This window comes from Streptomyces sp. NPDC001406 (assembly GCF_042895285.1).
Taxonomy (GTDB): domain Bacteria; phylum Actinomycetota; class Actinomycetes; order Streptomycetales; family Streptomycetaceae; genus Streptomyces.
Genome location: NZ_JBIAWG010000004.1, coordinates 288,924 through 315,631, shown reverse-complemented (window position 1 = coordinate 315,631; position 26,708 = coordinate 288,924). Strand labels below are relative to the sequence as shown.

The window sequence follows — 26,708 nt, the reverse complement described above, 5'->3', positions numbered from 1 at the left end:
CTCCACGACGAACCGCCGGCCGGAACCTAGGAGTGACAGCGTGGGTGGACGCGGGGAGACGACCGTCGCGGTGACCGGCGGCAGCGGGTTCGTCGGCAGCCATCTCGTACGGCGTCTGCTGGAGCAGGGGTACCGGGTCCACACCACCGTACGCAACACCGCGAACCCGGCGAAGGTACGGCCGCTGTGGGACCTGCAGGAGGCGTTCCCCGACCGACTCGCCCTCTTCCAGGCCGACTTGCTGACCGAGGGCTCCTTCGACGAGGCGTTGCGCGGCTGCTCGGTCGTCTTCCATGTCGCCTCGCCGTTCTTCATGCCGGAGAAGATCGAGGACGGCCAACGGGACATGGTGGACCCTGCCCTGCTCGGCACCCGCAACGTCCTGGGCGGCGTGGAGCGGACGCCGACCGTGGCGACACTGGTCTTCACCTCGACGGTCGGGGCGATGTTCGGCGACTACGCGGACGTCCTCGACATGGACGAACAGGTGCTCTCGGAGCGCTACTTCAACACCACCAGCACGGTGGCCAACAACCCCTACCACTACGCCAAGACTGTCGCCGAACGCGCCGCCTGGGAGGCCGAGGCCGCCCAGGACCGCTGGCGCATGGTCTCGATCAACCCCGGCCTGATCCTGGGCCCTTCACTCACCCCGGCCTCGGAGTCCGGCAGCCTGTTCCTGCTCGACGAGCTGTTCAAGGGCTACTTCTGCTACGGCGCCCCGGACTTCAGCTTCACGACGGCGGACGTACGCGACGTGGCCGACGCGCACATAGCGGCGGCGGAGAACCCCGAAGCCAAGGGGCGTTACATCGTCGCGGCCGAGACCATGACGTCCTTCCACGAGATGTCCCGCATCATCCGCACCCGCCATCCCCGCGACCTCCGTCTGCCGCGCACCGCGCTCCCGCACTGGCCGGTGCGCGTCCTGGGCCCCGCCTTCGGCCTGACCCAGGACTACATCCGCAAACACCTCGGCATCCGCTTCCGGGTGGACAACGGCAGGAGCGTGCGCGAACTGGGCATCACCTACCGCCCGATCGAGGAGACCCTCCTGGACCACCACGAGAGCTGGCGCGCCCGACGCAGGTGAGCGGCACCCGGCACGACCGCGCCCCCACGCCTCACGCGGGCCGGATCACCTGGTGGATCGCCGACTCCCCGGCGCCGTAGATCGACTCCTCGCGGATGGACGAGCCCGGGCCCGGCGCGTGGATCATCATTCCGTTGCCGGTGCAGAAACCGACATGGCTCGCGTTGTCGAAGAAGACGACGAGGTCACCGATCTGGATGTCGGCCACCGCGATCGGCGTCCCCGCGTGGGCCTGCTCCGCCGCGGCACGCGGCAGCGCGACCCCGGCGGCCTTCCACGCGGCCTGGGTGAGGCTGGAGCAGTCGTACGAGTCCGGCCCCATCGCGCCCCAGACACACGGCCTGCCGATCTGCGCGCGGGCGAAGGCGAGCGCCTTCATGGCCTTGCCGCCGTACGCCGACTCCGACACGCCACCCGCGCCGACGGGGGCGGCGAAGGAACCGGTGTCCGTGAGGGCGCCGGTGGCGAAGGAGCCGGTTGCGTAGGGGTCGGTTGCGTAGGGGTCGGCCGTGACGGCGGGCATGTCCGTCTGCATGGGCAGGGTGCCGGTCGCGAAGGAGCCCGTGCCGGTGAGGGGGTCCGTGGCGAACGGGGTCATCGCCGCGCCGGGGACGGCCGGTTGGACGGGCAGGGTGCCGGTGGCGAAGGAGTCCGTCGTGCCGAGGGCCGACTGCGGGAACCAGGATTCCTGTGCGGGCGGCAGGGACTCGATCGCGGCGATCGGGGCGCTGCTCCGGGCGGCGTACCGGCTCAGGAGGTCGCGCGCCGCGGTGAGCTTGCGCTGGTTCTGCCCCTTGGAGTCGGCCGGTGAGGGCCGACGCGGCCCGGGGGCGGGCGCGGGAAGCAGCGCGCCGGGGGCCGCCTCCAGCTCCAGCCGCCGCTCGGGTGCGGCCGGCAGTGCCGCGACCGGCCGGGCGGTCAACTCGGCGATGGGACGGCCGGGCAGCTCCGGCACGGACCGGCCGGGCAGCTCCGCGATGGGCCGGCCGCTCAACCCGGCGGTCAGCTCCGGCGGCAGAGGCCGCGCGGCCTTCTCCAGCTCACCACCGGGGAAGCCACCCCGTGCCGGAGCGGCGCCGCGATTCCCGGACGAGCGCTGCTGGAGCCTCCGGTCGGCAGGCAGTACGGCGGGCACGGTCGGACCCAGCTTGGAGCGCGCCGCGTCGAACCACTGACGGGTCACCTGGTCGAGTTCGGGATCGGCGCCCCCGCCCGGCCGCTTGCGGAGCGGAACTCCGCGGCCACGGTTCCCCGCGGACATCGCGCGGGTCGCGTTGTAGTTCCCCGTGGCGTTCTCGGCCCGGTCGTAGAGGTTGTCGATCCGCTGCCGAACCTCGTCGCGGCTCTCCGTCGCCATGGGAGACGTACTCCTTCCGTACTCCACTCCGCCCCCCGAGTCAGCTGTCGGGTCCGGGCGGTCGAGCCGTGCGGCCTGGTCGTCAACCTAGCCAACTTGTGTGCCTCGCGTGAAGGTTGACGTGTGAAATGTCCGATACGTATTTGTGACATTCGCTTGGAGGTTCGGTACTGGGGGTCCTCGGTGACACAGAGCCGTACGACGATCAACACCGCGTCGTCGCCGGTGTCCCCGTTCTCTGTGAGGTTGCGATGAATCTCTGGGGCCGTTGAACACGGTCGCCTTCGGGTCCGTATGAGGCGGGGGATTTCCATGCCGAGCCGGCCTCGACGAGACCAGAGGTACTTCCGTGGGACGCAATACGCGCAGACGCCCGACAGGCGCACGACGCGCGACCTTCGCAGCGGTCGCACTGATGCTGGGCGGAGGGGGGTTGATCGCGGCGAACGTCTACGCCTCCGCCACCGAGAGCGGCTCGGACCAGTCGAGCCAGACCGGCCAGGTGCTGGCCGCCGGCGCGACGATCGACTGCCCGGACGTGGGCAGCCGGTTGACGGATGTGCCGGACGGGGCGAAGGAGAGCGTCGACAAGGAACTCGCCCTCCTCGACCAGCAGGTTGCCGCGGCCTACCAGCAACTGCAGCAGTGGGGACAGGCCAAGCAGCAGAACTCCGGGTCCGCCGACGACGCGATCATGAACCCGCTGAAGGAGAAGCGCACCGAGGCCATCGGGCGCATCTCGGACGCCATCGACCAGGTGGGTGACCGTCCGCAGGGTCTGGACGACATGGCGGCGTGCACACTGCAGCCTTCCGGCAACCAGAGCCAGACCGGCGGCGACACGGGGCAGGGCGCCCCCAGCCAGAGCCCGGCCGACGGCGGCCAGGGGCAGACCGGGGGCGGCCAGGGCAACGGCGGCCAAGGCAACGGCGGCCAGGCCGGCAACGGCCCCGTGGTCGCGGACTACGCGGACATCACCTCCGTCCAGCCCAACGCGCAGACCCCGGCCCCGCAGTCCGACGCCTCCCGCGGCACCTTCAGCAGCAGCTGCGGCGTCAACGCGAACGGCCTGTTCAACTCCGACAACGTGATCGTCGCCCCCGGAGTCTCCAACGGCGCCCACCACTTCCACGACTACGTCGGAAACCAGGCCAACAACGCCTTCGCCAGTGACGACGACCTGGCGAACGGCGACACGACGTGTGTGGACAAGGGCGACCGGTCCACGTACTACTGGCCCGTGCTGCGCCTGCAGAACGGCAAGCAGGAGCGGGACGCCGGCGCTCCCGGCGGCGGAACCGAAGGCAACGCCGGTCAGATCGTCACGCCCAAGCAGGTCACGCTGACCTTCGTGGGCAACCCCCGCAGCAAGGTCACGGAGATGCCGCGCCTGCTGCGCATCATCACCGGCGACGCCAAGGCGTTCGTCAACGGCCCCGCCAACGCCAACGCGTCGTGGAGCTGCACCGGGTTCGAGGACCGGCAGCTCAAGGACAAGTACCCGCTGTGCCCCTCCGGCAGCGACGTCGTGCGCACGTTCAAGTTCCAGAGCTGCTGGGACGGCCGCAACATCGACAGCGCCAACCACCGTACCCATGTGGCGTTCGCCGACGCCGAGGGCAACTGCCCGAACGGGTTCGAGGCCATTCCGCAGCTGGTGCAGCGCATCGTCTACGACGTCGACGCGCCGAGCCTCCAGGACGGCGGCCGGACGGTGCCGCTGTTCGCCGTGGACTCCTTCCCCGAGCAGCTGCACAAGCCGGTCACGGACCACGGCGACTTCATCAACGTCTTCGACGAGAACCTGATGAAGGAGATGGTCGACTGCATCAACTCCGGTCGCACGTGCGGTGCCGGCGCCGACCCCGGTCAGGACCCGAGCGGGAACCCCAGCGAGCCGCCGGCCTCCAGCCCGGCCTCGCCCGGCAATGGCAACGGTGCGGAGCCGGCTCCCGGCGACACCGCGACCGAACAGCCCACTCAGGCCCCGGCCGACCCGCCGTCCGCCGAGCCGACGGACGCCGGTACGGCGACGGCTCCCGCCAGTGAGCTGCCGCGGGTGTACAGCTCCTCGTCACCCACGCACGGCACCTCGGACAAGGGCCACTCCGGCAAGGGCGGTTCGCAGAACTCCGGCTCCGGCAAGGGCGGTTCCGACAAGACCGACTCGGGCACGAGCGGTTCGGACAAGGGCAGCGGAGGTCAGGCGACCCAGCCCGCCGAGATCGGTGAGCCGGCCCAGACTCCGGCCGCCGCGGCGAACAACCCGTCGGCAGCCGCCGTGCAGACCCAGCCGCAGGCCCAGGGCGGACTCGCTCAGACGGGCGCCAACCTGTGGCCCGCCGGGCTCGGCGCGCTGCTGGTGATCGCGGGCTTCGTGGTGCTGCGCCGGATGGGACGCCGTTCCGTGTGACGTCCGCCGCCGACGGTCGGCCGTCGTGGTCCGGGTGCACGAAGGGGCACCCGGACCGCTCAGGCCACGCGCAGCGTGCGCTTGGCGAGTTCGTACGCCGGGAGCATCGCCTCGTGCTCCTCCGTGTCCAGCCCGCCGAGGTGCAGCACGACCGGCCCGTCCGGAGTGCTGACGGCGAGGGCGCGTTCCTTCTTCACCTCGTCCAGGAGCTTGCTGGTGTAGAGGTACTCCACCTCGACGCCGGAGAGGTCGCCCGCCTTGAACGTGCGGTACTTCTCCTTGCTCGTGTTGTCCTCGGCCGCCACGAAGGCCCGCAGTACGGTGCGTGCGTCGGCGTCGGCCGACGAGCCGGTCCACACGCGCAGGAAGCCGATGTTCCCCGCGGGCTTGGCGTCGATCTCGCACGCGGCCGTCACGGGACCCTGGTGGAGGAGAGCGTCGGCGACATCCTCCGCGAGCTCGTTGTCGGAGCCGCCCGAACTGCCCGACGCCGCACCGGAGTCGACGGCCTTGGCCTTCCAGCCCTTGGCGAGGGCGAAGGTGACCGGCAGCTCACAGGCCGAGCCGGCGGCGCCGATGGTGCCACCGCTCTTGGCCGCCGCGCCCGTCGTCTCTTCGGCCCGAGCCGTCGCCGGAGGCTTCGGGTCCTGCTCCGGCGACTCGCCGCAACCCGTCAGCACACCCGCCAGCAACAGCACAGGGGCCAGTCCGCCCCGCACGGTCCCCATCGTGATCCGCAACACCGTCTCCCACCCCATCGATCCAGGTGGGACACTGTATCCAAGGGTACCGACAGCGCCGCACCGCCGTTTGCGGGCGGAAGGGCCGCCACGGCAGGGTTCGGGGTGTGGCTACCTTGCTGATCGTTCATCACACGCCGTCGCCCAACTGCCAGGCGATGCTGGAGGCCGTCGTGTCCGGTGCGACGACGCCCGAGATCGAGGGTGTACGGGTCGTGCGGCGGGCGGCGCTGTCGGCGACCGCGTCCGACGTGCTCGCCGCCGACGGCTATCTGCTCGGCACGCCGGCGAACCTCGGCTATATGTCGGGCGCCCTCAAGCACTTCTTCGACCAGGTCTACTACCCCTGCCTGGACGAGACCCGGGGCCGGCCCTTCGGCTACTACGTGCACGGCGGCAACGACGTCACCGGAGCCGTGCGGGGGATCGAGTCGATCACCACGGGCCTCGGCTGGCGGCGTGCGGCGGACGCGGTGACCGTGACCGGTGAGCCCGCCAAGTCCGACATCGAGGCGTGCTGGGAACTGGGCGCGACCATCGCGGCGGGACTGATGTCCGAGGGCTGACGAGCCGGACCCGGTCAGCCGCCGCGGCTCGCGTCGTGACCGGTCCGGCAGGACCGTTCCCGCATCCGGGTGGTAGCGCGTTCGCCTCTCGGCCGAACGGAGTGGCCCAAGCGGGCGGAAGCGCACGGGCCATCGATAATCACCGCTCATGCAGCTGGTGAATCCACGGCGTTCCCTGCGGCGGCCGCCGGTGGCCGTCACGGGTCTGGGGCTGGTCACTCCGGCCGGTGTCGGCAGGAACGAGGCCTGGGCGGGGCTCTGCGCCGGGATCTCCACCGCCACGGCCGACCCGGGCCTCCACGGGCTGCCCGTCGCCTTCTCCTGCCGGGTTCCCGACGTCGACGTACGCACCCTGCTGGGGCACCGGCTCAGCCGCCGCCTCGACCGCTTCACCACCTTCGCGCTGCTCGCCGCCCGGGAGGCCGTGGCCGACGCCGGGCTCCGCCCGGCGGGCTGGGACGGAGCGCGCGTGGGCGTCGTGATGGGCGTCGGTACCGGGTCCATGCAGAGCTGGCAGGCCGAGTTCGACCGGCTCGCGGACCTGGAGCCGGAACGGATCTCACCCCTCGCCCTGCCCCGCAGCGTGCCCAACATGGCCGCGGCCGAGATCGCGCTCGACCTCGGCGCGACCGGCCCCAACATGGCCGTCAGCACCGCGTGCGCCTCGGGCACCAGCGCCATCGGCCTGGCCCGCGACTGGCTGCTGTCCGGTCACTGCGACCTCGTACTCGCCGGGGGCAGCGAGTCGGCCCGGCTGCGGATGACCGCCGCCTGCTTCGCCCAGATGCGGGCCCTGTCCCGCCGGGCGGGCGAGCCGCGGGCGGCATCGCGCCCGTTCGACCGGGACCGCGACGGATTCGTGCTCGGCGAAGGGGCCGCGGTCCTCGTCCTGGAGCGCACCGAGGACGCCCGCGCCCGGGGCGTACGCCCGCAGGCCCTGCTGTCCGGCTTCGGCGCGTCCTGCGACGCCCACCACTTCACCTCCCCGCACCCCGAGGGCGACGGCGCGGCACGCGCCATCAGCGGCGCCCTGACCGACGCCGGACTGGCCCCCGAGGACATCGATCACATCAATGCCCACGGCACCTCCACACCTCAGGGAGACACGGCCGAACACAACGCGCTCCGCCAGGTCTTCCGCCGCCCGCCGCCCGTCACCGCCGTCAAGGGCACCATCGGCCATGCCATCGGCGGCGCCGGCGCCATCGAGGCGGCCTGTACCGTGCTGACGCTCCGGCACCAGGTCATCCCTCCCACCGCCAACCTCGACACGCTCGACCCGGCCATGGACCTGGACGTCGTGGCCAAGGCGCCCCGGTCGCACCGGATGGAGCACGCGGTGAGCAACTCCTTCGGATTCGGCGGGCAGAACGCCGTACTCGCCTTCACGGCCGCCTCACCGGTACCGCTCTAGGCCCAGCGCATGCCGAGGTCGGTCAGCTGCCGCATCCGTTCGGGGGCGAGCGCGGCGGCGCGGCTGCGCTGGTTGCTGATCCAGGCGCCGAGCTTGACCTGGCGGTCCTCGCCGGAGCCGACGGTGACGGTCTCCACGTGCTTGCGCGGGACACCGAGATGGCCCTCGCGCTCGAAGAACTGCGCGGCGGCGGCCAGGTTGACCGCCCATGTGGCCGCGTGCGACACACGTGGCTTCGGCCGTTCCTCCGCGGCGGCGGGCCCGATCCCCAGAACGTTTTCGCACAGCCACTGCTGACCGACGGTCAGCCCCTCCCAGCCGAGGCGCTGTGCGCCCACCCACCGGCCGAGGTCCTCTCCCTGTCGTACGGCCTCACCCGCGGCGGTGGGCAGCTGTCCGCCCTCCTGCAGATGGAGCCGGGTGAGATGGAAGCGGCGTTGCCACTCCACCGGCCAGGCGGGGCACCAGGCGGGGTCGATCTCGTCGAGCTGCTCGCGCCGCTCCTCGGACAGCGCACCCGCCGCCGGTGCCGCCGTCGCGTCCTCGTCCGGCCGCTCCTCGTCCTCGGCCGCCTTCCGCGCGGCGGCGCGTTGGTTCTTCAGCCAGATACCGATCCTGAACCCCTGGTGTGTGGCGTCATGGGGCGCCAGAAGGTGCCCGTGCTCGGCCGCCCACGCGCGGGCGGCGGTGAGCCCCTCCTCCCAGGCGAGGTCGAAGTGGGACCAGACCATGCCGAGCTGTTCGAGCAGACGGGCGCGGTCGTCGTCGAGGGTGCCGCGGGTACGGAAGCGGCGGGCGTCGGCGATCCACTGTCCGAGCGGGAACCCGGCGAGCGAGACCGGCCACCCCTCGGCCGCCGCCTCCTCGCCCCCGGGCACCCGGAACGTGAACGGCACCCGCAGGTCGCCGTGCACGCGCGCGTAGAGGCCGGCCGCCTCGACGCCGCGCCGCCAGTGCGCGTGCTCCGGGTTGATCACCCGCAGTTCGATGAAGGCGGCCAGCCGGGCCGGATCACGCGGGGTGGAGAACTTCAGCAGGGCCCTGGCCGGGGCGCTCACGCCCGGGAGTTCCGCGCCGCCGGGCTCCTCGCCCGCCCCGCCCACGTTGCGGCCCTTGGGGGAGTGGCTGGGCACCTGCGGCTCCGCCAGGCGCTCCACGATCCGCGCGTCATGGGCGCGCAGCGCCTCCAGGAGCCGGGCAAGGCCCGCATAGGCCCGGCTGGTGAGCATGTTGTCGGGTGTTTCGCCCGGCCCGAGCAGCACCGGCACCACCAGCGACGCGATCTTGCCCTCACCGGGCCGGATGCGCAGCGCGCGCCCCACGGCCTGCACGAGGTCGGGCATGGAGCCGCGGACGTCGGCGAAGTACACCGAGTCGCAGTGCTTGGTGTCGACGCCCTCGCCGAGCACCCGCACCGAGCTCAGGAACGCCCTGTCGGTCCGGCCGCCGACCCGGGCGAAGTCGTCCAGGACCCCGCGCCGGTGCTGGGGCGCGTGGTCGCCGCACAGCCAGTCGGCCCACACCGTACGCGGGTAGCGGCCGGGCTCGGCCGCGTGCAGCTGCGCCGCGACCGCCGGCAGACCCGTCGCGAAGGCCTCGGCCTCCCGCACGAGGTGGTGGAACACGAGCGTGCGCCGCAGCCCCTCCTCGCCGGCCGCCTTCACCAGCGCGGCCTGCAGAGCGGCGAGCCGGGCCCCGCGCATCTCGTCCGTGCGGCCCTCCATGCCGAGCAGCTGTGCGGCCTGCAGCTGGGTGTCGGTGACGTCCACGCACACGACCTGGTACGGCGCGCAGATCCCCCGGTCGATCGCCGCCGACAGCGTCAGCGTGTGGCAGCGGGCGCCGAAGGGGCCGTCCGGGTCGTCGTCCATGGAGGCGACCAGCTCACCGGGCACCCCCTGCGCCGGCTGGTCCTCCTCCGGCTGCCACAGCCGGGGCGTCGCGGTCATGTACAGCCGCCGCAGCGACGGAATCCGCGCGTTGTCGTGCACGACCGCCCACGGCTTGCCGATCCGCCCCGAGGTCCGGTGCGCCTCGTCGACCACGATCAGGTCCCAGCCCGGCAGGCCGGAGGCGTGCGCCCGCTCCAGCGTGCCCAGACCGAGGGAGGCGTACGTCGCGAAGACCGTGACCTTGTCGAAGGGGCGCACCCAGGCGACCAGTTCCCCCGCGTCCGTGGTGTTCGGGAACACCGCCTGGTCGCCCCGGAGCGAGGACACCCCGATCATCGGCCCCCGGCGGCCGCCCGCACGCCAAGCCGCCTCGGTCTGGGCGAGCAGGTCCAGCGACGGCACCAGCACCAGCACCCGGCCCGCGCGCAGCTCCTCGGCACCGCGGACCGCCACGAGGGTCTTCCCGGACCCGGTCGCCATGACCACCTGGGTCCTGAGCCCACGCGGGGGCAGGGACGCTCCTGTCGGCGGCTGGAGTGCGCGTACCACCGCGTCCACGGCTTCGCGCTGGTGGGGGCGTAGTCTCACGCAAGCGACCATAGTCCACCGGACACCGACACATCGGGCCCCGTCGGCGAGGCCGACGAGGCCCGTGGCGAGGAGAGCGAAGGGGCTGGATCCAGGAGGTCCGAGGCGGCAGGTCCTAGCCGGAGCGCCGGTCCCCCGGAGGGTGCGTGCCGCCGTGTCGTGCCGTGTGGCCGGTCGGTGTGACGGCAGCGGTGCGGCTGCCGGGGGTGATCTGCGCCGAGAACGCCTGGAGGGCGGCCGAGCTGTTGGGCGGCAGCACCGCCATCAGCCCGAGGTCCTGCGCCCGGGCCAGCGCCGGGGCCGCCTCGCTGCCCTCGGGCACGAAGGCCAGCCGCACATGCCCGTCGCCGGAGCCGCGCCGGTCCACCGGAGCGACGGCGCCATGCGTGCCGTCGGGCAGGGTCACCCACAGCTGGAAGTCGTCGTACCGGACGAAGTCCGCGCCCTTGACCGGCCAGGGGTAGTGGTGCTCGCCGGGCACCTTGGGCAGGATCCCCTGGTGGTTGCCACGGCTCATCGGCACGCAGGCGTTGAAGAGGGAGTCGGTCCACGCCTCGACGCCGTCGGCGTCCTTGACCGGGGTGCGCAGCAGTTCCTCCGCCTCCTCGTAGCCCAGGTCCCGCAGTGCGGGCAGGGTCAGCGGGAAGGCGTCGAGGAGTTCGGCCGCCTCCCGCCGGAGCCGGTCGACCTTCACCGGTTCCGCGCAGAACTGCATGCTCCACTCGATGCCCACCCGGGCGCGGTACATCCGCCAGCCCCGCTTCCCCTTGACCCAGAGGCTGCCGCCGTGGTGCATCTCCCAGTGCTCCGGGGCGGGCGGCCGCGGACCGTAGGGCAGGTCGTCGTCGCTCACCTCACGCAGGATCTGCTGTGCGGCCCGCTTCGCCGCGCGGAAGAAGGAGGACTCGAAGCGCTTGGGATGCTCGACCAGACGTATGCGCCAGGGATGGTTCTCCGATTCGACTCCGCCGAGCGGGAGCGTGACCGGTTTGCGGGACCTCCCTCGCGCAGGGGCGACGGTCATGGCTTGCCTCCTCGTGCCGACCGCGGGCTCGCGTGCGGCCCGCGGCGCGAACTACCCCTGACTTCATCGTGCGCCCGGAAAACGGGGACGTCGACTCGAACGGAGCAGTCCGGCGTGCGCGGCTCGGCGGACCGGCTTCGCACCGGTACCGCCCGCTCATACCGCCATCCGTGTCTCGGATCCCGGCGCAGAAGGGGCTGGCCGGGGTGTGTTGGTAACCCGGCTGGGCGGCCCGGATGGTGTGCTTCGGGGGCCTGACTGACGGTGGTTCATGTCGGGGCCGGGTGATTCCAGCTGATGGAGTGTCGGCTGCCCGGGCCACGGCGGAAGGACTCCCACATGCGTTCTGCCCGCATGATCCTGGCCACGGCGGCCGCGACCGCCGCCCTCGCGATCGCCGCTCCAGTGGCCCTTGCCTCCGGAGGTGACGAAAGCCATGACGACTCCTCCTACAGCAAGGAGGACAGCAATTCGCACGGCAAGGGCGACTCCCAGAGCAAGGGTGACTCTCACGGCAAGGGCGATTCTTACAGCAAGGAGGACGAGGACGACGGCAGCCGCGACGAGCCACGCGGCGGCATGCACACGGGTGGCGGTGCGCTCGCCATGCTGAGCAGCGACGACAGGAGCTCGGACAGCGGCGACAGCAAGTACGACCCCGAGACCTACAAGAACAAGGACTCCGGCAACAACAGCGACGAGGGGTCGGACAGCGACCGCGGCAAGGACTCGTGGGGCGACGACTCCGACAAGCCCAGCGGCGGCATGCACACCGGAGGCGGCGGCCTCGCCGCACCGGGTGGTGTCACCACGGGCGGGCTGGCGGTACTGGCCGTCGGTGCCACCGGCCTGTACGCACTGCGCCGCAAGAAGGCCGCCGAGCAGGCCTCCTGACCCGCGTCCGACCGAGCCGAGGCCGCCGCCGTGTGCGCACCGTGCCGGCGGTCGGCTTCCCCTCCGCCGCGACCGCTCGCTGCCGTGACCGCTGTGCTGCCGTGTCCTAGTGAGGTGGAGTCCGATGGCAGCTTCTCCGTCCGCGACCCCCGGCGAGCCGGAGCCCGGCGCACCGGACGCCCGTTCCGGCATGCGCATGGTGATGTGGGGTGTCGCGATCCTGCTCGTGGCCGCCAGTGCGATCGGCGGTCATGGCAAGCCGTCCGACACCTCGCAGGCGGGCGGGTCCTCGCCCACCGCGCACCCGGTCGGCAGACATCTGCCCCGCTCCTCGCCGACGCGCCTGCTCATCCCGAAGATTGACGTGGACGCACCCTTCACCACCCTCACCATCGGCCCGTCGGGGCAGCTCCTGCCACCGCCCGGGGACGATGTGAACCTCGTCGGCTGGTACGCCAGGGGAGTCTCGCCCGGAGAGGCGGGCACCGCCATCATCGCCGGGCACGTCGACACGACCACGTCCGCTGCCGTCTTCGCCGACCTCGGGGAGCTCGAGGCCGGGGACCACTTCTCGGTGGCACGGGCCGACGGGAAGAACGCGACCTTCGTGGTCGACAGCGCCGAGACCTTCGAGAAGGACCAGTTCCCCAGCCACCGGGTGTACGGCGACTCTCCCCGCGCCGAGGCACGCCTCATCACCTGCGCCGGGGACTACGACCGGGCGGTCGGGGACTACACCGAGAACCTCGTCGTCTTCGCCCACCTCGTCTGACCACCCGCCCCGCGCCTGCCCGTCCCCGAGGACGGCGGGCCGGGGCGGTCGCTTTTGTTCGGGTGGTCGGACTTTGAATGCCGCAGACGCCCCAGAAAAGCCAATGTTTGAACGTGCTGTGACGGTTGTGCGTAATCAATGGCGTGACCAGGCCCGTAACCGTCACCGTGGCGTATCACGTGATGCCGGGCCGTGAGGCCGACTTCCATGCCTGGGGGTGGGCCGTGCTGCGCGCGGGTGCCGGTCAACCGGGGTTCCTCGGGGGCGGCGTACTCGTCGACGGAGGCGCGGAGTGGCATGTGGGCCCGGGAGACCGGACGCCGGGTCATGGAGGGGTCCAAGACCTGGTTCGACTCCCGGACCGCCCGGAACCCGGCGCCCGAGGCACCCCGCCCGCCACCGAAACGGAAGCTGTGGTTCGTGAATATGAGCGCGGTTTTCCCGCCGTGAGGTGGGCGGCCACGCCGACGGGCGGCTGCTCGTCGCCGACTCGTGCCTGCTGCGCGACGGACGCATGCGGGGCCACGAGCGCCACCGGGAACGCTTCCTGCGCGCCTGCGCCGACTGCGAGGGCGCCAAAGGTCCGCCCCTGCGCCGGCTCGTGGAGTTCTGGCAGGACGTGACCGCGGCGCTGCCACGCGTCGGTGATTGGTTCTCCCGGGCCGAACTCAACTCTGGATCACAGCAGTTGAGGCTTCGTCTGCGGCCCGCCCAGCCCCTCGCGCAGGACGTACGGGTGTGGGCGACCGGGCAGCCCGATCCCCGCACTCTCCCGCGCCGCAAGGGACCGGACCTGCCCGCCCTGGCCCGCCTGCGCAAGCGGGCCGTCGCACACGGCGCCGACGAGGCCTTCCTGGTCGCGCCGACCGGGCTGGTGCTGGAGGCCGCGACGGCGAGTCTTGTGTGGTGGGAGGGCGACGTCCTGTGCCTGCCGCCGCCTCAGCTGCCCGTCCTGGCCGGTGTCACGATCGGGCTCGTCCAGGAACGCGCGCGGCAGTCGGGCGTGCGCGTCGCCCATCGCGAACGGACCCTCGCGGAACTGGACGGCAGAGAAGTCTGGGTGGTGAACGCGCTGCACGGAATCCGGCCCGTCACGGCCTGGCTGGGCCGGTCGATGAATGCGGGGCACGCAGTGCGCGCACCGGAATGGAGAGCGTGGCTCGATGAAATGATGGAGCCGCTTCCCCAGGCGCACTGAAATATGAGATGAAATCGCACCGGGCCTGATTCGGAAAAGGCCCGGCGCGATTCACTGTGCGCGGATTTCCGTGTACTGCGGATTTCTGTTTACTTCGGGGCGGGCTGATAGGCGCCCGGAACCATACGGGTCGCAATGGCGATCCGGTTGTACGCATTGATCACCGTGGCCGCCCAGATGAGTGCGGCGAGCTGCGGCTCGACGAACACCTCGGCCGCCTCCGCGTAGACCTCGTCCGGTACGTGGCCGTCCTGCACCAGCGTGACTGCCTCGGTCAACGCCAGTGCGGCACGCTCCCGTTGCGAGAAGAACGGGGTCTCGCGCCAGGCGTTGAGCGCGTAGATCCGCTGCTCCGTCCCGGCGCGCGCGTCCTTGGTGTGCATGTCCAGGCAGAAAGCGCACCCGTTCAGCTGTGACGCCCGAATTCTCACGAGCTCCAGTTTCTTGAGGGCGACGCGGGCGGGGGAGATGGTTGTTGTCATAGGCGCAACTCTGTATGCGGAAAGGGGAAAGCGAGCGGGGATGGGGAGAACCAGAAATCCCGGAGTGCTTTCGGTGCCCCCGGTGGGAGGCCGGGCGGAGTAGCTTGGGGGCATGTACGCCACGCGAGTTTCCCGGCATCTGCAGGCGCCGCCGGCCGTCGTCTACCGGGCCCTGGTCGACCCGGACGCGATCGCCGCCTGGCGCGTGCCCGACGGCATGACCGCCCACGTCCACGCGTTCGACGCCCGCGAAGGCGGCGCCTTCCGTGTTTCGCTCGTCCACGACGAGCAGGGCGTCCCAGGAAAGTCCGGCGGACGCACGGACACGTACCGAGGGCACTTCGCGCGCCTGGTACCGGACCAACTGGTCGTCGAGGAAATCGAGTTCGAGTCGGACGACGACGCCCTGCGCCGCCCGATGACCCTGACCACCTCGCTGACCGGGGCCGACGGCGGGACCGATGTCGTCATGGTGCACGAGGGGATCCCCGACGAGATCCCCCGGGAGGACAACGAACTCGGCACCCGCATGGCCCTCGACAAGCTTGCCCGGCTGGTCGAGCGGACCGCACCGGCGACCACCTGACCTCCTCTTCGGGCGCCGGGAGCCCGCCCCGCGTGCCGGGGGCGGGTTCCGTCGTGCGTGCTCAGGCTTCCCGGTGCGGGTGGTACGGCCGGGGCAGGCGCATGCCACGGTCGGCCATGATCTGCCGTACGTGATTGGGGTAGTTGGTGATGATGCCGTCGACGCCGAAGTCCATCAGCGCCTCCACGGTGGCCGGGTCGTCGCAGGTCCAGGGCACGACCTTGAGACCCCGGGCGTGGGCCTCGGTGATCATGGCGGCGTCCGAGTAGAAGCGGAAGCCCGGGTCGCCGACCTTGCCGCTCTGCGGGAAGCCGTAGTTGGGGGAGAGGGTCGTGACACCCGGGATCGTGGCGGCCGCCTTGACGAAGTCGCCGTCGTAGTCGTCCGCGTCGATCCCGCCCAGCCACGGCGAGGCTCCGGGCTGACCGACTTGCAGGAAGTCGTAATTGGTGAGCGCCACCAGGGGCCACTTGGGGGCGAGCCGGTGCATCACCTTCAGCGCGCCCCAGTCGAAGGACTGGATGGTGACCTGGTCCTCGATGCCCGAGCGGTGGATCTCCTCGTACACCCGGCGGACGAACAGCTCGCGCGGCGCGGTCTGTTCGGGGGCGCCGGCCTCGACCTTCGTCTCGATGTTCAGCTTGACCTGTTTGGCGTGATAGCTCTTGACCAGGTTCAGGACGTCCTTCAACTCGACCATCCGGAACCCCTTGACCACCTCCTGCTCGGGGAACCCGGGCAGCTGCTGGTAGCCGCAGTCCATGGTCTTGATCTGGGCCAGCGTCAGATCCTTGATGTACTTCCCGACGTACGGGTACATCGGGTCGCCGGGCGTGACCGGCGCGGTGTCACGGCACTTCACGGCGCTGATCTGCCGGTCGTGGTTGACCACGACCTTCTGGTCCTTGGTGACGTGGGTGTCCAGCTCCAGTGTGGACACCCCGAGGCGCATCGCCTTGCCGAACCCCTCCGGGGACTCCTCGGTGGTCATGCCGATACCGCCCCGGTGGGCCTGCAGATCGAAGCGGGCCTGGTGGGCCGGCACCGGCGGCACACCGGCAGGGCCGGACGTCGTCGCGTGGGCGGCCACCGGGAACGCGAACACCGGCACCAGCGCCAGGCCGGCGAGGATGCGTCTTGCGGACATGAAACCTCACTCGTGTCGGTTCGGGCGGACAGACGACGGTAGTCCCGCCCCGCACCTGCGGAAGGGCGTGGGCGTGATGCTCCTGTGAACGGCGCGTTGCGCGCCGCGGTCGGCCGCTCCCCGCGGAACCTGTGAGTCCGGCCGATTCGGCTGCCGCGCACGGGAGTTCGACGCAGCATGGGGCGACTCACCAGCCCCCCATTCGACAGGGACGACGTCGTTCTGAAACGAGCGGCTGCGCTAGCCGGCCCACGACGCTTCGGTCATCTGCTGGGCCTTACAGCCCCGAACTCGGCGACGTCATGCGCGGGCACCGCGCTCGGCTGCGAACGGGACCGTGGCGCGGGCCGGAGCACAGGTGCTGCCCGCCGGCGGAACCCGTGCGTACGCCGTCCGCGGGATCGACCGCGCACCGGTCGGCCGGCTCGTCGCCGAGGCGACCGCCGGGCCGCTGGTCGGCCGAGTCCCCGCGCGGTCGCGGCCGGGCCGCTCGCGCAGTCGTTCGGCGCGCTGCCCGCCCGACGAGCAGACTGCAGCGCGTTACGGACCGCTCCCGTCCGGAATCCCCGACCCCGTCCGGAATCCCTGCCCCAGCCCGGAATTCCCGCGCCGGCAAGGGGAACACGGCCCGCGCTAGAGGTTCACGCTCCGCATGCCGGCCTCGTTGTAGCGCTCGCCCGACACCTGCGGGAGTTCGGCGTCGATGCGGGACAGGTCTTCCTTGGTGAGTTCGACGTCCACCGCGGCGGCGTTCTGCTCCAGGTAGGTGCGTCGCTTGGTGCCCGGGATCGGGACCAGGTCGTCGCCCTGTGCCAGGACCCAGGCGATCGCCAGCTGTGCCGGGGTCACGTCCTTCTCCGCGGCGATCTCCTTCACCTTCGCCGCGAGCCGCAGGTTGGCGTCCAGGTTGTCGCCGGTGAAGCGCGGACCGGTGCGGCGGAAGTCGCCCTCGTCCAGGTCCTCGGGGGAGGAGAACCGGCCCGCGAGGAAGCCGCGGCCCAGCGGGGAGTAGGGGACGAAGCCGATCCCGAGCTCCCGGCACGTGGGCAGCACCTCGGCCTCCGGGTCCCGCGTCCACAGCGAGTACTCGGTCTGCAGTGCCGTGATCGGGTGGACGGCGTTCGCCCGGCGGAGGGTCTCGGGACCGGCCTCGCTCAGACCGATGTGACGGATCTTGCCCTCCGCGACCAGCTCCGCGAGGGCACCGACGGTCTCCTCGATCGGCACATCGGGGTCGACGCGGTGCTGGTAGTAGAGGTCGATGTAGTCGGTCCCGAGCCGCTTCAGTGAGCCGTGGACCGAGCTGCGTACATGCTCGGCGGAGCCGTCCTGCCGGCCGACGGTGCTCATGTCGCCCGGAACGGCGTCGTCCATCCGGTAGTTGAACTTGGTGGCGACGACGTACTCGTCGCGATGCCCCTTGATCGCCTCGCCGACCAGGCTCTCGTTGGTGAGCGGCCCATACAGCTGCGCGGTGTCGAGGAAGTCGATGCCCAGTTCGAGTGCGCGCCGGATGGTCCTGATGCCCTCGTCATGATCGGTGGAGCCGTAGAACGCGGACATGCCCATGCAGCCGAGGCCGATGGCGGATACCCGGAGGTCTCGCAGAGTGCGCTGTTCCATGGGAGTCCCAGCCTTTCCTTGCGGAATTGATCGTCGTGCCGTTACGTCCGGGACGTTAGGACTTGGAGTGCTCTCGAAGTCAAGGCGAGGGTTCGCGGTGTTCGTGCGCGGCCCGTTCCAGCTCGATTGCCTCCGCCTCGGCCACCCGCTGCTCGGCCGCCACGTCGATCGACCGGGTCAGCCACCAGTACAGCAGCGCCGAGACCGGCAACCCGATGAACAGGGAGATGTCCGCGCCGTCGAGCGCCTTGGCCGCGGGGCCGACAAAGAGGGTGCCCACCGAGAAGAAGGGAATCATGACGGCGAATCCCACCAGGTAGGAGACGATGCCGTGCAAACCCCAACGGCCGTAGATGCCGTACGGGTTGAAGATCTCGGCGATGGCGTAGTGCCCGCGCCGTACGACGTAGTAGTCCATGAGGTTCACCGCGGTCCACGGGATGAACAGATAGAGCACCAGCAGCAGGAAGTTGCTGAAGTTCTGCAGGAAGTGGGAGGTCGCGGCCAGCGCCCCGACCAGGGAGAGCGCCGCGGTGAGCCCGATGGTCAGCAGCCGCACACCGAGCGTCGGCCGCACCCGTCTGAACGAGTCGATCGCGCTGATGAGGGTCAGCGACCCGCCGTACATGTTCAGCGCGGTGACCGACACCAGCCCCAGGGCGGCGAACAGCAGCACAATCGCGCCGAAGCCGCGGAACACCTCGTCACCGGCGGCGTCGATCGACGCGATCGTCTCGAAGCCCTTGCCGGCTTCGGCGGCCAGCAGCGCCCCGAGGACCATCAGCCAGATACCGCCGAGTGCCGATCCGAAGTAGGTCCAGTAGAAGGTCTTGCGGACCGTCACATCCGGGGGGAGATAGCGCGAGTAGTCCGAGACGTAGATGGCCCAGCTGATCTGGTAGCCGGCGACCACGCCGAACTGCGCGAGGAACGGGGTCCACTTGAAGCCGCTCAGGTCGAAGGAGCCCGGCGGATAGTGCAGATGGACCAGGACGCCCACGGTGAAGATCCCGAAGACGACCAGGAAGGTGTACGTCAGGATCCGCTCGGCCTTGTGGATGATGTCGTAGCCCACCAGCGCGACGACCAGGGCGATCACGGTGACCACGGCCACCCACAGCTTGACGCCTCCGTGCAGCGTCGTGTGCAGGGCCTGGCCGGCGAGGATGGTGTTGAACACGTTGAAGCCCGCGTACTGCACATACGCGAACAGCCACACCAGCAGGGCCCCGACATAGCCGAACTGCGGCCGCGACTGGATCATCTGGGGCAGCCCGAGCTGCGGACCCTGGGCCGAGTGGAAGGCCATGAAGAACGTGCCGATGAGGGTGCCCGTGACGATCGCCAGGAGCGACCAGATGAGGTTGCCGCCCTCGGTGATGCCGATCAGTCCGACCGCCAGCGTGGCGATCTGCGCGTTCGACATGAACCACAGCGGGCCCAGGTGCCACAGCTTGCCGTGGCGCTCGTCCAGGGGGACGTAGTCGATGGACCGGATCTCCAGGCCCGACACCCGCGGCTGCGCTGAGGTGGTCACGGTGCCTCCCGAGTGCCCCCTGAGTGAGTGCTGGTACACCTCTGTGGCCACATTCCTCCGCGGGGCCCCACCGGTCAATCGGACCCGATCGGCCGGATGGTGCTGCCGGCCGAGTCCGGATGGTTCGACCATGTGAGTTCTGCGCAGGTGTGTGATGTGAGTTCTGCGCATGTCTGGGATGAATGGGATCATTGAGCGGGAAAGCGCTGCCCATGGCCTGATGGACGGGGTGGTGAGCGCAGTGGCCGTGGTTGATCAGAACGAGGAGGGATCGGCGACCGACGCGTACGTCGATCCCCTGGGAGAACCGTTTCTTCAGACGCGGTTCGCCCTGCCTACGGTGCCTGCCACCTTCCTGCGCCGCGAGCGTCTGGCGGGCCACCTCGACCAGGCGCTGCGGACGCCCCTGACGGTCGTCAACGGCGCGGCCGGGGCCGGCAAGACCCTGCTGGTCGCCGACTGGGCCGCGGGCATCGAGGAGACGGTCGCCTGGCTCACCAACGACGCGGGCGACCAGGGCCCCGGCATGTTCTGGGCCTATCTGCTGCAGGCCCTGCGCGCCGTCGGCGTGCCGGTGTCCGGCGAGGTCGGCTGCCCGGCGGACGCGACCCGGGTGGACCACAAGCTCCTGGCGCGGCTCGCCGCCGAGCTGAGCGGCCGCGAGCGCCCGGTGGTGGTCGTACTCGACGAGTACGACCACGTGAGCGCGCCGGAGATCGCGGACCAGCTGGAATTCGTCCTGCACCACGCGGGGAGCGGCATGCGGCTGGTCCTGGTCACCCGCACCGAACCGCTGCTGCCGCTGCACCGCTACCGGGCGGCGGACGCCATGACCGAGATCCGCAACGCCGAGCTCGCCTTCACCCCCGAGGAGGCGGCCACCCTGCTGGAGCTGCACGGTCTGGCCCTTCCCGTGGAGGCCGCCGGCTCCCTGGTGGACCGCACCCGGGGATGGGCCGCGGGGCTGCGGCTGTGCGCCCTGGCCGCTCAGGAGAGCCCCGATCCCGCGATGTACCTGAAGGAGTTCGAGGCCGACCGCAGCGCCGTCGCCGACTTCCTCCTCGCGGAGGTGCTCAGACAGCAGACGGACCGGACACAGGACCTCCTGCTGCGCGTCAGCGTCCTGGACCGGTTCTGTCCCGACCTCGCCGAGGCACTGACCGGGCAGGCCGGTGCCGCGTCCGTCCTGGCCGAGCTGCACCGCCAGAACGCCTTCGTCGAGCACCTCGGACACACCTGGTACCGGCTCCACCCGCTGTTCGCGGAGATCCTCCGGGCCCATCTGCGGGCGCGTTCGCCCGGTCTGGAACCGGAACTCCACCGGCGGGCCGCCGAGTGGCTGCGCGGCTCCGGCTCGCTGCCGGAGACCCTGGCCCATGGCGCGGCCGCGGGCGACTGGGAGTTCACCGCGGGCGCCCTCGTCGACGACCTGGCGATCGGGCAGCTCTTCACCGGCCTGCGCTGTGACGACCTGACCGAGCTGTTCTCCCGGATGGGACCGGAGACCACCAGCCCCGCGGCGGAGCTGGTCCGCGCCGCGCGCGACCTGTCCCGGCACGACCTCGACCGGGGCCTGACCCATCTGCGCCAGGCCGAGGAGCGGCTCGCCACGGACGGGTCCGACCTGACGGCGTGGCTGAGCTGTGCGCTGCTGGAAGCCCTGGCGGCCCGGCTCACGGGTTCTCCCCGCAAGGCCGAGAAGGCCGTGGAGACGGCCGCGGAGCTGCGCCACGAGATACCCGCCCACCTGCTGGAGAAGCACCCCGAGCTGACCGCCCTGCTGCTGACGCACCTGGGTTCGGCGCGCCTGTGGGCCGGGCGCTTCGACGACGCGTGCGCCGCCCTGTCCTCGGTGGTCGGCGGCCCCGGCGGAGCCTCGACGGCGCTGCCCCGGGAGGAGTCCCTGGGCCATCTGGCACTGATCGACTACCTCAACGGCTGGCCCGGCCGTGCCGAGCGCAAGGCCCTGGCGGCGATGACGGAGACGGAGCGGGTCGGCCTGCCCCAGCCGTCCGGCTGCGGTATCGGGCGGCTGGTCCTGGCCGCCGTGGCCGTCGACCGGGACGAACTGGCCCGGGCCCAGGCGTTCCTCGACGAGGCGGCCGACGCCAGCCCCGACGTCCAGGACCCCGTGACCGCGGCGGGCAGGTCCATCGCGGCGGCGCGTCTGCTGCTGGCGCGCGGAGACGCGCAGGCCGCCGTGGCGGCGGCCGACCCCGCCGTCCCCGCCGACGTTCCCTCTCCCTGGGCAAAGGGCCACGCGGCGCTCATCACATCCGCCGCCCACCTCGCCGAAGGGCGGCCCGACAGCGCCGCGGAGGTGCTGGAGCAGGTGCCCTACGACGACCAGCCGGCGTGCGCCGTGCAGGTGGCGCGCGCCCATCTCGCCGCGGGGCGCCGCCGGGAGGCGATCGATCTGCTCGACCACCTGTGCACCAAGGGCCGGTCCGGTCCCGCGGTCACCGTCCGGGCCGCGCTGCTACGCGCCCAGGCCGCCGACGAGGAGGGGGACACCGACACCGCCCGCAGACTCGTCGCCCAGGCACTCCGGGAGGCCCGGCGGGAGCGGCTGCGGCGGCCGTTCCTCGAAGCCGGACCACGCGTCCGGCGGCTCCTGTGCACGGCCCCGCTCCAGGGACTGACCGAGGGCTGGCTCACCTCCGACGGTCCACGGCACGGCGGGCCGCCGCGGATCACGGTGGAGCCCGCGCCGTTCATCGTGGAGGAACTGAGCGGACGCGAGCGCGACGTGCTGCAACGGCTGGCCCAGATGATGTCCACGGAGGAGATCGCCGCCGACCTGTTCGTCTCGGTGAACACCGTCAAGACCCACCTCAAGAGCGTCTACCGGAAGCTCGCGGTGAACCGGCGCAGCGACGCCGTGCGCCGGGCACGCGAACTGGGACTGCTGTGACTCCACCGGCAGCCCTGGGCACTCCACCTGCGTCCCTGGGCCGCTGAGAACCCGCGGAGACCACCATGGCCTCGTCCGAACGCGCCACCTCCCCGGCACGCCGTGCGGAGCGTCGGGCCCATGCCGACTACACGGGAGGCGTCTACGGCTCCATGCTCGCCGCCTCCGTGGTGGCCGGCGCAGGCCTCCTGGGCGCGTTCCCGCGCGTGGAGCTCGTGCTGTTGCTGCTGCTCACGGGCGTGGTGTTCTGGGTCGCGCATGTGCATGCCGAGCTGTTCGGGGAACGTCTGGCACAGATGGCCCTGGACCGCCGGACCATCCTGCACGTGTGCCGCAACGAGTGGCCCATCGTCAAGGCCGCCGTCCCGCCGGCCGCGGCCGTGGCCGTGAGCCCACTACTGGGCCTCGATCTGCAGGGCACGCTCTGGCTGGCGCTCGCGGTGGCCGTGGCCGGGCAGGTGGGCTGGTCGGTGGCGGCGGCCCGGCGCGCGGGTGCCTCCTGGCGGCAGTCGGCCGCCACCGCCGTGGTCAACCTGGTCCTCGGCCTGCTGATCATCGCGTTCAAGCTGGCCCTGAAGGCCTGAAGGCCTGAAGGCCTGAAGGTCTGAAGCCTCGAAGGCCTGAAGGCTCGAAGCTGCGAAGCCCTGGCAGGTCACCCGAACCGGGTGAGGCCGGATGCCACCCCGAGGCGGACGATCACAGACAGGGGGAACGGTCCGCCTGCCCCGGACAGCCCGCGGGAGAGCCGCCTCATGCGCTACGAGATCCGCATCGAAGGACACCTGTCCGAGACGTTGGCCAAGGCCTTCCCCGAGCTGGACCATGCGGCGCTGGCCGGTCAGACGGTTCTGATCGGCCCGGTAGTCGACGAGGCCCACTTCTACCGGCTGCTGAAGCGCTGCCAGTCGCTGGGGCTGCGCGTGCTGGAGATGCGGCGACTGCCGGAACGGCCGGCGTGACCGTCACGGCCTGCGTGACGGTCACGGGCTGTCCCGTCCGGCCCCTCGCCCGGCGTCCGGCTCGGGCGGCGGCTCCTTCGCCCGCCGGCGCAGCCCCACCTTCACCGCGCTCGTCAGGACCCGTACGGCGACGCCCGCGAGCAGCAGGCCGCAGGTCATCTGGAGCATCGTCATCACACGCCCCAGCTGCGAGACGGCGGTGATGTCGCCGTAGCCGACGGTCGCGAACGTGGTCAGCGTGAAGTACAGGGCGTCCGTCTTGGTCAGCGGCTCGCTGAAGGACCCCGGGCTGGTGCCGTCCAGCACGTAGTAGGCACTGGCGAAGAGCACCAGGAACAGTGCCAGCGTGATGACCAGGGCCTCGACGGCCTTCAGCCGTGGGTGGGGCGAGCGCAGGATGGCCCAGACCTCCCAGGCGAAGACCACCAGCACCGCCAGCACCCCGCCCAGCAGCAGCGCCGAGGTGGCGGTCATGCTGAGATCGCGCATGGGAAGCACGTAGTAGGCGGTGACCAGCGCGGCCGTGATGAGGACCGTACGCGTCACAGCCAGCAGCGTCGCCCGCGTCGGGCCGTCGAACGGGCCGCTCATCCTGTGCCTCCACGCTCCATCGCGACGGACAACTCCTCGTTCGGATCGTCCGGGAACCGGCGGGCGCGTCCGCCTTCCCCTCATCGTCACCGCGGTGCGGCGGGATCACCCGCCGAGGGTGACCCGGTGGGCGACGGCAGGGGGGACGCTGGCCGGGCGAGGTCCTCGCACACCGCCCCGTCGGCGGTCCGGGGGCGACCCGTCCGATCGCGTGAGGAGGAGCCATGACCGAGTCACGCGGCCCGGAGCCGGGTCCCGGACCGGAGCACACTCCCGACGGGGCGGCCTCCACCGAAGCGGGGAACGCACACCGAGCCGGTGCCCCGAGAGGGCGGGCACGATCACCCTCCCCGGGTGAGGCCGACCCGTCCTTGCCGTGGGCACGCTGAATTCGGCAGAGGCCGGCTGCCGGGCGAGCGCCCGGAACGGAGGAGACCAAATGAGCGCGCAGATGTACTTGGCGTACGACTATCCGCTGCTGAGCGCCTTCTGGACCATGCTGTGGTTCTTCCTGTGGATCCTGTGGTTCATCCTGCTGTTCCGGATCGTCGTGGACATCTTCAATGACGACTCCATGAGTGGCTGGGGCAAGGCCGGCTGGCTGGTGTTCGTGGTCCTGGTGCCGTTCCTGGGGGTGTTCGTCTACGTGATCGCCCGCGGCAAGAGCATGGGGCGCCGGGAGGTGGAGCAGGCACGCGCACAGCAGCAGGCCTTCGACTCCTACATCCGCGAGACCGCCAAGGGCGGCGGGGGCCGGCCCAGCAGCATCGACGAGCTGGCCAAGTTGTCCGAGATGCGTGCTCGTGGCGACATCACGGACGAGGAGTACGGCAGGGCGAAGGCACTGGTCCTGAGCGACTCCGGACCGGTGGGCGGCCCGAGCGGAACCGTCCAGTCAACCTCCGGTCGCTGAGCACATCCGACGATAGGGAAACGAGGCACGGGCATGACCGCTCCACGCAGCACGACGCAAGTGCAGACGACCAAGCAGCAATGGGCCGGCGGCCTGACGGCGTTCGCGGCCGTCATGCTGATGATCGCCGGGATCCTGGACGTCTTCCGGGGCATCATGGCGATCGCCCGGGACGACGTGTTCGTCACGACACCCAACTACGCCTTCAAGTTCGACCTCTCCGGCTGGGGCTGGGTCCACCTGATCCTGGGCGCGGTCGCCGTGATCGTCGGTTTCGGCCTGTTCCAGAGGTCGATGTGGGCGCGGGTCGCCGGCGTGACCATCGCCGGGCTCCTCATCATCGCCAACTTCCTCTCCCTGCCGTACTACCCGATCTGGTCGATCGTGATGATCGCCTTCTCGGGCTTCGTCATCTGGGCGCTGTGCGTGTCCCCGACCGAACAGCCGTCACAACCCGCCTGACACCCGCCCCACACCAGGACGACGGTGCCCCGGCCGTGATCTCGGCCGGGGCACCGTGGCAGGAAATGGACCGGATCAGACCGCCGGCGCCGGGTAGGTCGGGTACTCCACCCCGGAGACGTGCTGGACGACGCGGACGACCTGGCAGGAGTAGCCGAACTCGTTGTCGTACCAGAGGTAGAGGATCGCGTTGTCGCCCTCCACCTTCGTGGCGCCGGCGTCGATGATCGACGCGTGGCGCGAGCCGATGAAGTCGCTGGAGACCGCGTCGGGGGCCGTGGTGAAGTCGATCTGGCGCTTGAGCGGCGAGGTCAGCGACACGTCGCGGAGGTGGTCGAGGACCTCCTCACGGGTGGTCTCGTCCGCGAGCTGCAGGTTGAGGATCGCGATCGAGACGTCCGGCACGGGCACCCGGATCGAGCTGCCGGTGATCTTCGCCTTGAGGTCGGGGAGCGCCTTCGCCACGGCGGAGGCGGCACCGGTCTCGGTGATGACCATGTTGAGCGGCGCGGAGCGGCCGCGGCGGTCGGCCTTGTGGTAGTTGTCCAGCAGGTTCTGGTCGTTGGTGAACGAGTGGACGGTCTCCACGTGGCCGCGCAGCACGCCGAACCGGTCGTCCATCGCCTTCAGCGGCGGCACGATCGCGTTGGTGGTGCAGGACGCGCAGGACAGGATCTGCTCGTCCGGCTTGATCATGTCGTGGTTGACGCCGTGGACGATGTTCGGGACGTCGCCCTTGCCGGGCGCCGTCAGGACGACCTTGTCGATACCGGGGCGCAGGTGCTGCGACAGGCCCTCGCGGTCGCGCCACTTGCCCGTGTTGTCGATGAGGATGGCGTTCCTGATGCCGTACGCCGTGTAGTCGACCTCGGTCGGGTCGTTGGCGTAGATCACCTTGATCGCGTTGCCGTTGGCGACGATCGTGCTGTTCGCCTCGTCGACGGTGATCGTGCCCTGGAACTGGCCGTGGATGGAGTCGCGGCGCAGCAGCGAGGCGCGCTTCACGATGTCCTGGTCGCCACCGCCGCGCACCACGATGGCGCGCAGCCGCAGGCCGTTGCCGGAGCCGGACTTCTCGATCAGCAGCCGGGCGACCAGGCGGCCGATGCGGCCGAAGCCGTAGAGGACGACATCGCGGCCCTCGCCGCCCTCGATCTTGTTGGCGCCCGTGGCACCGGCGACGGCCTCGGCGGTGAACGCCTCCACCGTGAGGCCACGGTCGTCGGCCTTGTACGTCGCGGCCAGCATGCCGATGTCGATCTGGGACGGGCCGAGGTCGAGCGTGGTGAGAGCCCGCAGGAACGGCAGCGTCTCCGTGACCGTGAGCTCCTCGCCGTCGATCTGCCGCGCGAACCGGTGCGTCTTCAGGATGCTGACCACCGACTTGTTCACCAAGGAGCGGCTGTGGAGCAGGACCGTCACGTCCCGCTCCCGGTGGAGCTTTCCGATGATCGGGATCATGGACTCCGCGATCTCTTCGCGGTTCTTCCAGTCGGTGAACGAGTCGTCGTTGACAGTCACAGGAATCTCTTTCGAGCTAGGT

General features: G+C 71.0%; 23 protein-coding genes and 1 pseudogene. 14 read left to right on the top strand and 10 right to left on the bottom strand.

Annotated features, from left to right (window positions below; all coding sequences use genetic code 11):
- Positions 1 to 40: 40 nt before the first annotated feature.
- Complete coding sequence (locus tag ACFY1J_RS11750) at positions 41 to 1,093, top strand: NAD-dependent epimerase/dehydratase family protein (protein ID WP_390731141.1); 1,053 nt, start codon at positions 41 to 43, stop codon at positions 1,091 to 1,093.
- A 31-nt stretch (positions 1,094 to 1,124) separates the two neighbouring features.
- On the opposite strand, the gene ACFY1J_RS11745 is transcribed toward ACFY1J_RS11750, so the two are convergent.
- On the bottom strand, positions 1,125 to 2,450 hold the full coding sequence (locus ACFY1J_RS11745; protein ID WP_390731140.1) for a C40 family peptidase: 1,326 nt from the start codon (positions 2,448 to 2,450) through the stop codon (positions 1,125 to 1,127).
- A 415-nt stretch (positions 2,451 to 2,865) separates the two neighbouring features.
- Between ACFY1J_RS11745 and ACFY1J_RS11740 the strand changes: the two genes are divergently transcribed.
- Positions 2,866 to 4,863: a DUF1996 domain-containing protein gene (locus tag ACFY1J_RS11740; protein WP_390731225.1), complete on the top strand. Its 1,998-nt coding sequence runs from the start codon at positions 2,866 to 2,868 to the stop codon at positions 4,861 to 4,863.
- A 59-nt stretch (positions 4,864 to 4,922) separates the two neighbouring features.
- Here the strand turns inward: ACFY1J_RS11740 and ACFY1J_RS11735 are convergent, their stop codons facing one another.
- Positions 4,923 to 5,621 carry a lipoprotein gene (locus tag ACFY1J_RS11735; protein ID WP_390705983.1) on the bottom strand — a complete coding sequence of 233 codons (699 nt, stop codon included), beginning with the start codon at positions 5,619 to 5,621 and terminating at the stop codon, positions 4,923 to 4,925.
- An 89-nt stretch (positions 5,622 to 5,710) separates the two neighbouring features.
- Between ACFY1J_RS11735 and ACFY1J_RS11730 the strand changes: the two genes are divergently transcribed.
- Positions 5,711 to 6,169 carry a flavodoxin family protein gene (locus tag ACFY1J_RS11730; RefSeq protein WP_390705984.1) on the top strand — a complete coding sequence of 153 codons (459 nt, stop codon included), beginning with the start codon at positions 5,711 to 5,713 and terminating at the stop codon, positions 6,167 to 6,169.
- Between the two features lie 148 nt (positions 6,170 to 6,317).
- On the top strand, positions 6,318 to 7,583 hold the full coding sequence (locus ACFY1J_RS11725) for a beta-ketoacyl-[acyl-carrier-protein] synthase family protein (RefSeq protein WP_390731139.1): 1,266 nt from the start codon (positions 6,318 to 6,320) through the stop codon (positions 7,581 to 7,583).
- Here ACFY1J_RS11725 and ACFY1J_RS11720 read toward each other — a convergent pair.
- Positions 7,580 to 10,075, bottom strand: coding sequence for a Helicase associated domain protein (locus ACFY1J_RS11720; protein WP_390731138.1), 2,496 nt, complete (start codon positions 10,073 to 10,075; stop codon positions 7,580 to 7,582). The genes ACFY1J_RS11725 and ACFY1J_RS11720 overlap by 4 nt on opposite strands.
- A 103-nt stretch (positions 10,076 to 10,178) precedes the next feature.
- On the bottom strand, positions 10,179 to 11,087 hold the full coding sequence (locus ACFY1J_RS11715) for a DUF6424 family protein (protein WP_390705987.1): 909 nt from the start codon (positions 11,085 to 11,087) through the stop codon (positions 10,179 to 10,181).
- Between the two features lie 339 nt (positions 11,088 to 11,426).
- Between ACFY1J_RS11715 and ACFY1J_RS11710 the strand changes: the two genes are divergently transcribed.
- The 4 genes and pseudogenes from ACFY1J_RS11710 (at position 11,427) to ACFY1J_RS11695 (ending at position 13,951) form a co-directional block, all read left to right on the top strand.
- On the top strand, positions 11,427 to 11,981 hold the full coding sequence (locus ACFY1J_RS11710) for a hypothetical protein (RefSeq protein WP_390705988.1): 555 nt from the start codon (positions 11,427 to 11,429) through the stop codon (positions 11,979 to 11,981).
- 124 nt (positions 11,982 to 12,105) lie between these two features.
- Positions 12,106 to 12,753, top strand: coding sequence for a class F sortase (locus ACFY1J_RS11705; protein WP_390705989.1), 648 nt, complete (start codon positions 12,106 to 12,108; stop codon positions 12,751 to 12,753).
- 182 nt (positions 12,754 to 12,935) lie between these two features.
- Positions 12,936 to 13,200 (top strand): annotated as a pseudogene (locus ACFY1J_RS11700) (hypothetical protein); the annotation flags it as partial.
- Positions 13,201 to 13,204: 4 nt separating this feature from the next.
- Complete coding sequence (locus ACFY1J_RS11695) at positions 13,205 to 13,951, top strand: aminotransferase class IV (protein WP_390731137.1); 747 nt, start codon at positions 13,205 to 13,207, stop codon at positions 13,949 to 13,951.
- A gap of 89 nt (positions 13,952 to 14,040) precedes the next feature.
- On the opposite strand, the gene ACFY1J_RS11690 is transcribed toward ACFY1J_RS11695, so the two are convergent.
- The gene (locus tag ACFY1J_RS11690; protein ID WP_390731224.1) at positions 14,041 to 14,547 is read right to left on the bottom strand and encodes a carboxymuconolactone decarboxylase family protein; all 507 of its coding nucleotides are present in this window, start codon (positions 14,545 to 14,547) and stop codon (positions 14,041 to 14,043) included.
- Between ACFY1J_RS11690 and ACFY1J_RS11685 the strand changes: the two genes are divergently transcribed.
- Positions 14,546 to 15,019, top strand: a complete 474-nt coding sequence (locus tag ACFY1J_RS11685; protein ID WP_390731136.1) for an SRPBCC domain-containing protein — start codon at positions 14,546 to 14,548, stop codon at positions 15,017 to 15,019. The two genes, ACFY1J_RS11690 and ACFY1J_RS11685, sit on opposite strands and share 2 nt — an antisense overlap.
- 61 nt (positions 15,020 to 15,080) lie before the next feature.
- Here ACFY1J_RS11685 and ACFY1J_RS11680 read toward each other — a convergent pair whose 3' ends face one another.
- The 3 genes from ACFY1J_RS11680 to ACFY1J_RS11670 all read right to left on the bottom strand — a co-directional run bounded on the left by ACFY1J_RS11680 (position 15,081) and on the right by ACFY1J_RS11670 (position 19,326).
- Positions 15,081 to 16,166, bottom strand: coding sequence for a glycerophosphodiester phosphodiesterase family protein (locus ACFY1J_RS11680; protein WP_390731135.1), 1,086 nt, complete (start codon positions 16,164 to 16,166; stop codon positions 15,081 to 15,083).
- A gap of 633 nt (positions 16,167 to 16,799) precedes the next feature.
- Positions 16,800 to 17,789 (bottom strand): aldo/keto reductase, encoded by a 990-nt coding sequence (locus ACFY1J_RS11675; protein ID WP_390731134.1) that lies wholly within the window; start codon positions 17,787 to 17,789, stop codon positions 16,800 to 16,802.
- Positions 17,790 to 17,868: 79 nt separating this feature from the next.
- Positions 17,869 to 19,326, bottom strand: coding sequence for a purine-cytosine permease family protein (locus tag ACFY1J_RS11670; protein WP_390705993.1), 1,458 nt, complete (start codon positions 19,324 to 19,326; stop codon positions 17,869 to 17,871).
- Positions 19,327 to 19,546: 220 nt separating this feature from the next.
- On the opposite strand from ACFY1J_RS11670, the gene ACFY1J_RS11665 reads away from it, so the two are divergent.
- From ACFY1J_RS11665 to ACFY1J_RS11655, 3 genes are all read left to right on the top strand, one after another.
- Positions 19,547 to 22,240: a LuxR C-terminal-related transcriptional regulator gene (locus tag ACFY1J_RS11665; RefSeq protein WP_390731223.1), complete on the top strand. Its 2,694-nt coding sequence runs from the start codon at positions 19,547 to 19,549 to the stop codon at positions 22,238 to 22,240.
- A gap of 65 nt (positions 22,241 to 22,305) precedes the next feature.
- Positions 22,306 to 22,824 carry a hypothetical protein gene (locus tag ACFY1J_RS11660; RefSeq protein ID WP_390705994.1) on the top strand — a complete coding sequence of 173 codons (519 nt, stop codon included), beginning with the start codon at positions 22,306 to 22,308 and terminating at the stop codon, positions 22,822 to 22,824.
- 168 nt (positions 22,825 to 22,992) lie between these two features.
- Positions 22,993 to 23,199, top strand: coding sequence for a hypothetical protein (locus ACFY1J_RS11655; RefSeq protein ID WP_316754361.1), 207 nt, complete (start codon positions 22,993 to 22,995; stop codon positions 23,197 to 23,199).
- Between the two features lie 21 nt (positions 23,200 to 23,220).
- On the opposite strand, the gene ACFY1J_RS11650 is transcribed toward ACFY1J_RS11655, so the two are convergent.
- Positions 23,221 to 23,790 carry a potassium channel family protein gene (locus ACFY1J_RS11650; RefSeq protein ID WP_390705995.1) on the bottom strand — a complete coding sequence of 190 codons (570 nt, stop codon included), beginning with the start codon at positions 23,788 to 23,790 and terminating at the stop codon, positions 23,221 to 23,223.
- A gap of 439 nt (positions 23,791 to 24,229) precedes the next feature.
- Between ACFY1J_RS11650 and ACFY1J_RS11645 the strand changes: the two genes are divergently transcribed.
- Both ACFY1J_RS11645 and ACFY1J_RS11640 read left to right on the top strand, forming a co-directional pair.
- On the top strand, positions 24,230 to 24,703 hold the full coding sequence (locus ACFY1J_RS11645; RefSeq protein ID WP_390705996.1) for an SHOCT domain-containing protein: 474 nt from the start codon (positions 24,230 to 24,232) through the stop codon (positions 24,701 to 24,703).
- Between the two features lie 33 nt (positions 24,704 to 24,736).
- Entirely contained in the window at positions 24,737 to 25,165 is a 429-nt protein-coding gene (locus ACFY1J_RS11640; protein ID WP_390705997.1) for a hypothetical protein, read from the top strand.
- A 75-nt stretch (positions 25,166 to 25,240) separates the two neighbouring features.
- On the opposite strand, the gene ACFY1J_RS11635 is transcribed toward ACFY1J_RS11640, so the two are convergent.
- Positions 25,241 to 26,686: a glyceraldehyde-3-phosphate dehydrogenase gene (locus ACFY1J_RS11635; RefSeq protein ID WP_390705998.1), complete on the bottom strand. Its 1,446-nt coding sequence runs from the start codon at positions 26,684 to 26,686 to the stop codon at positions 25,241 to 25,243.
- Positions 26,687 to 26,708 lie beyond the last annotated feature (22 nt).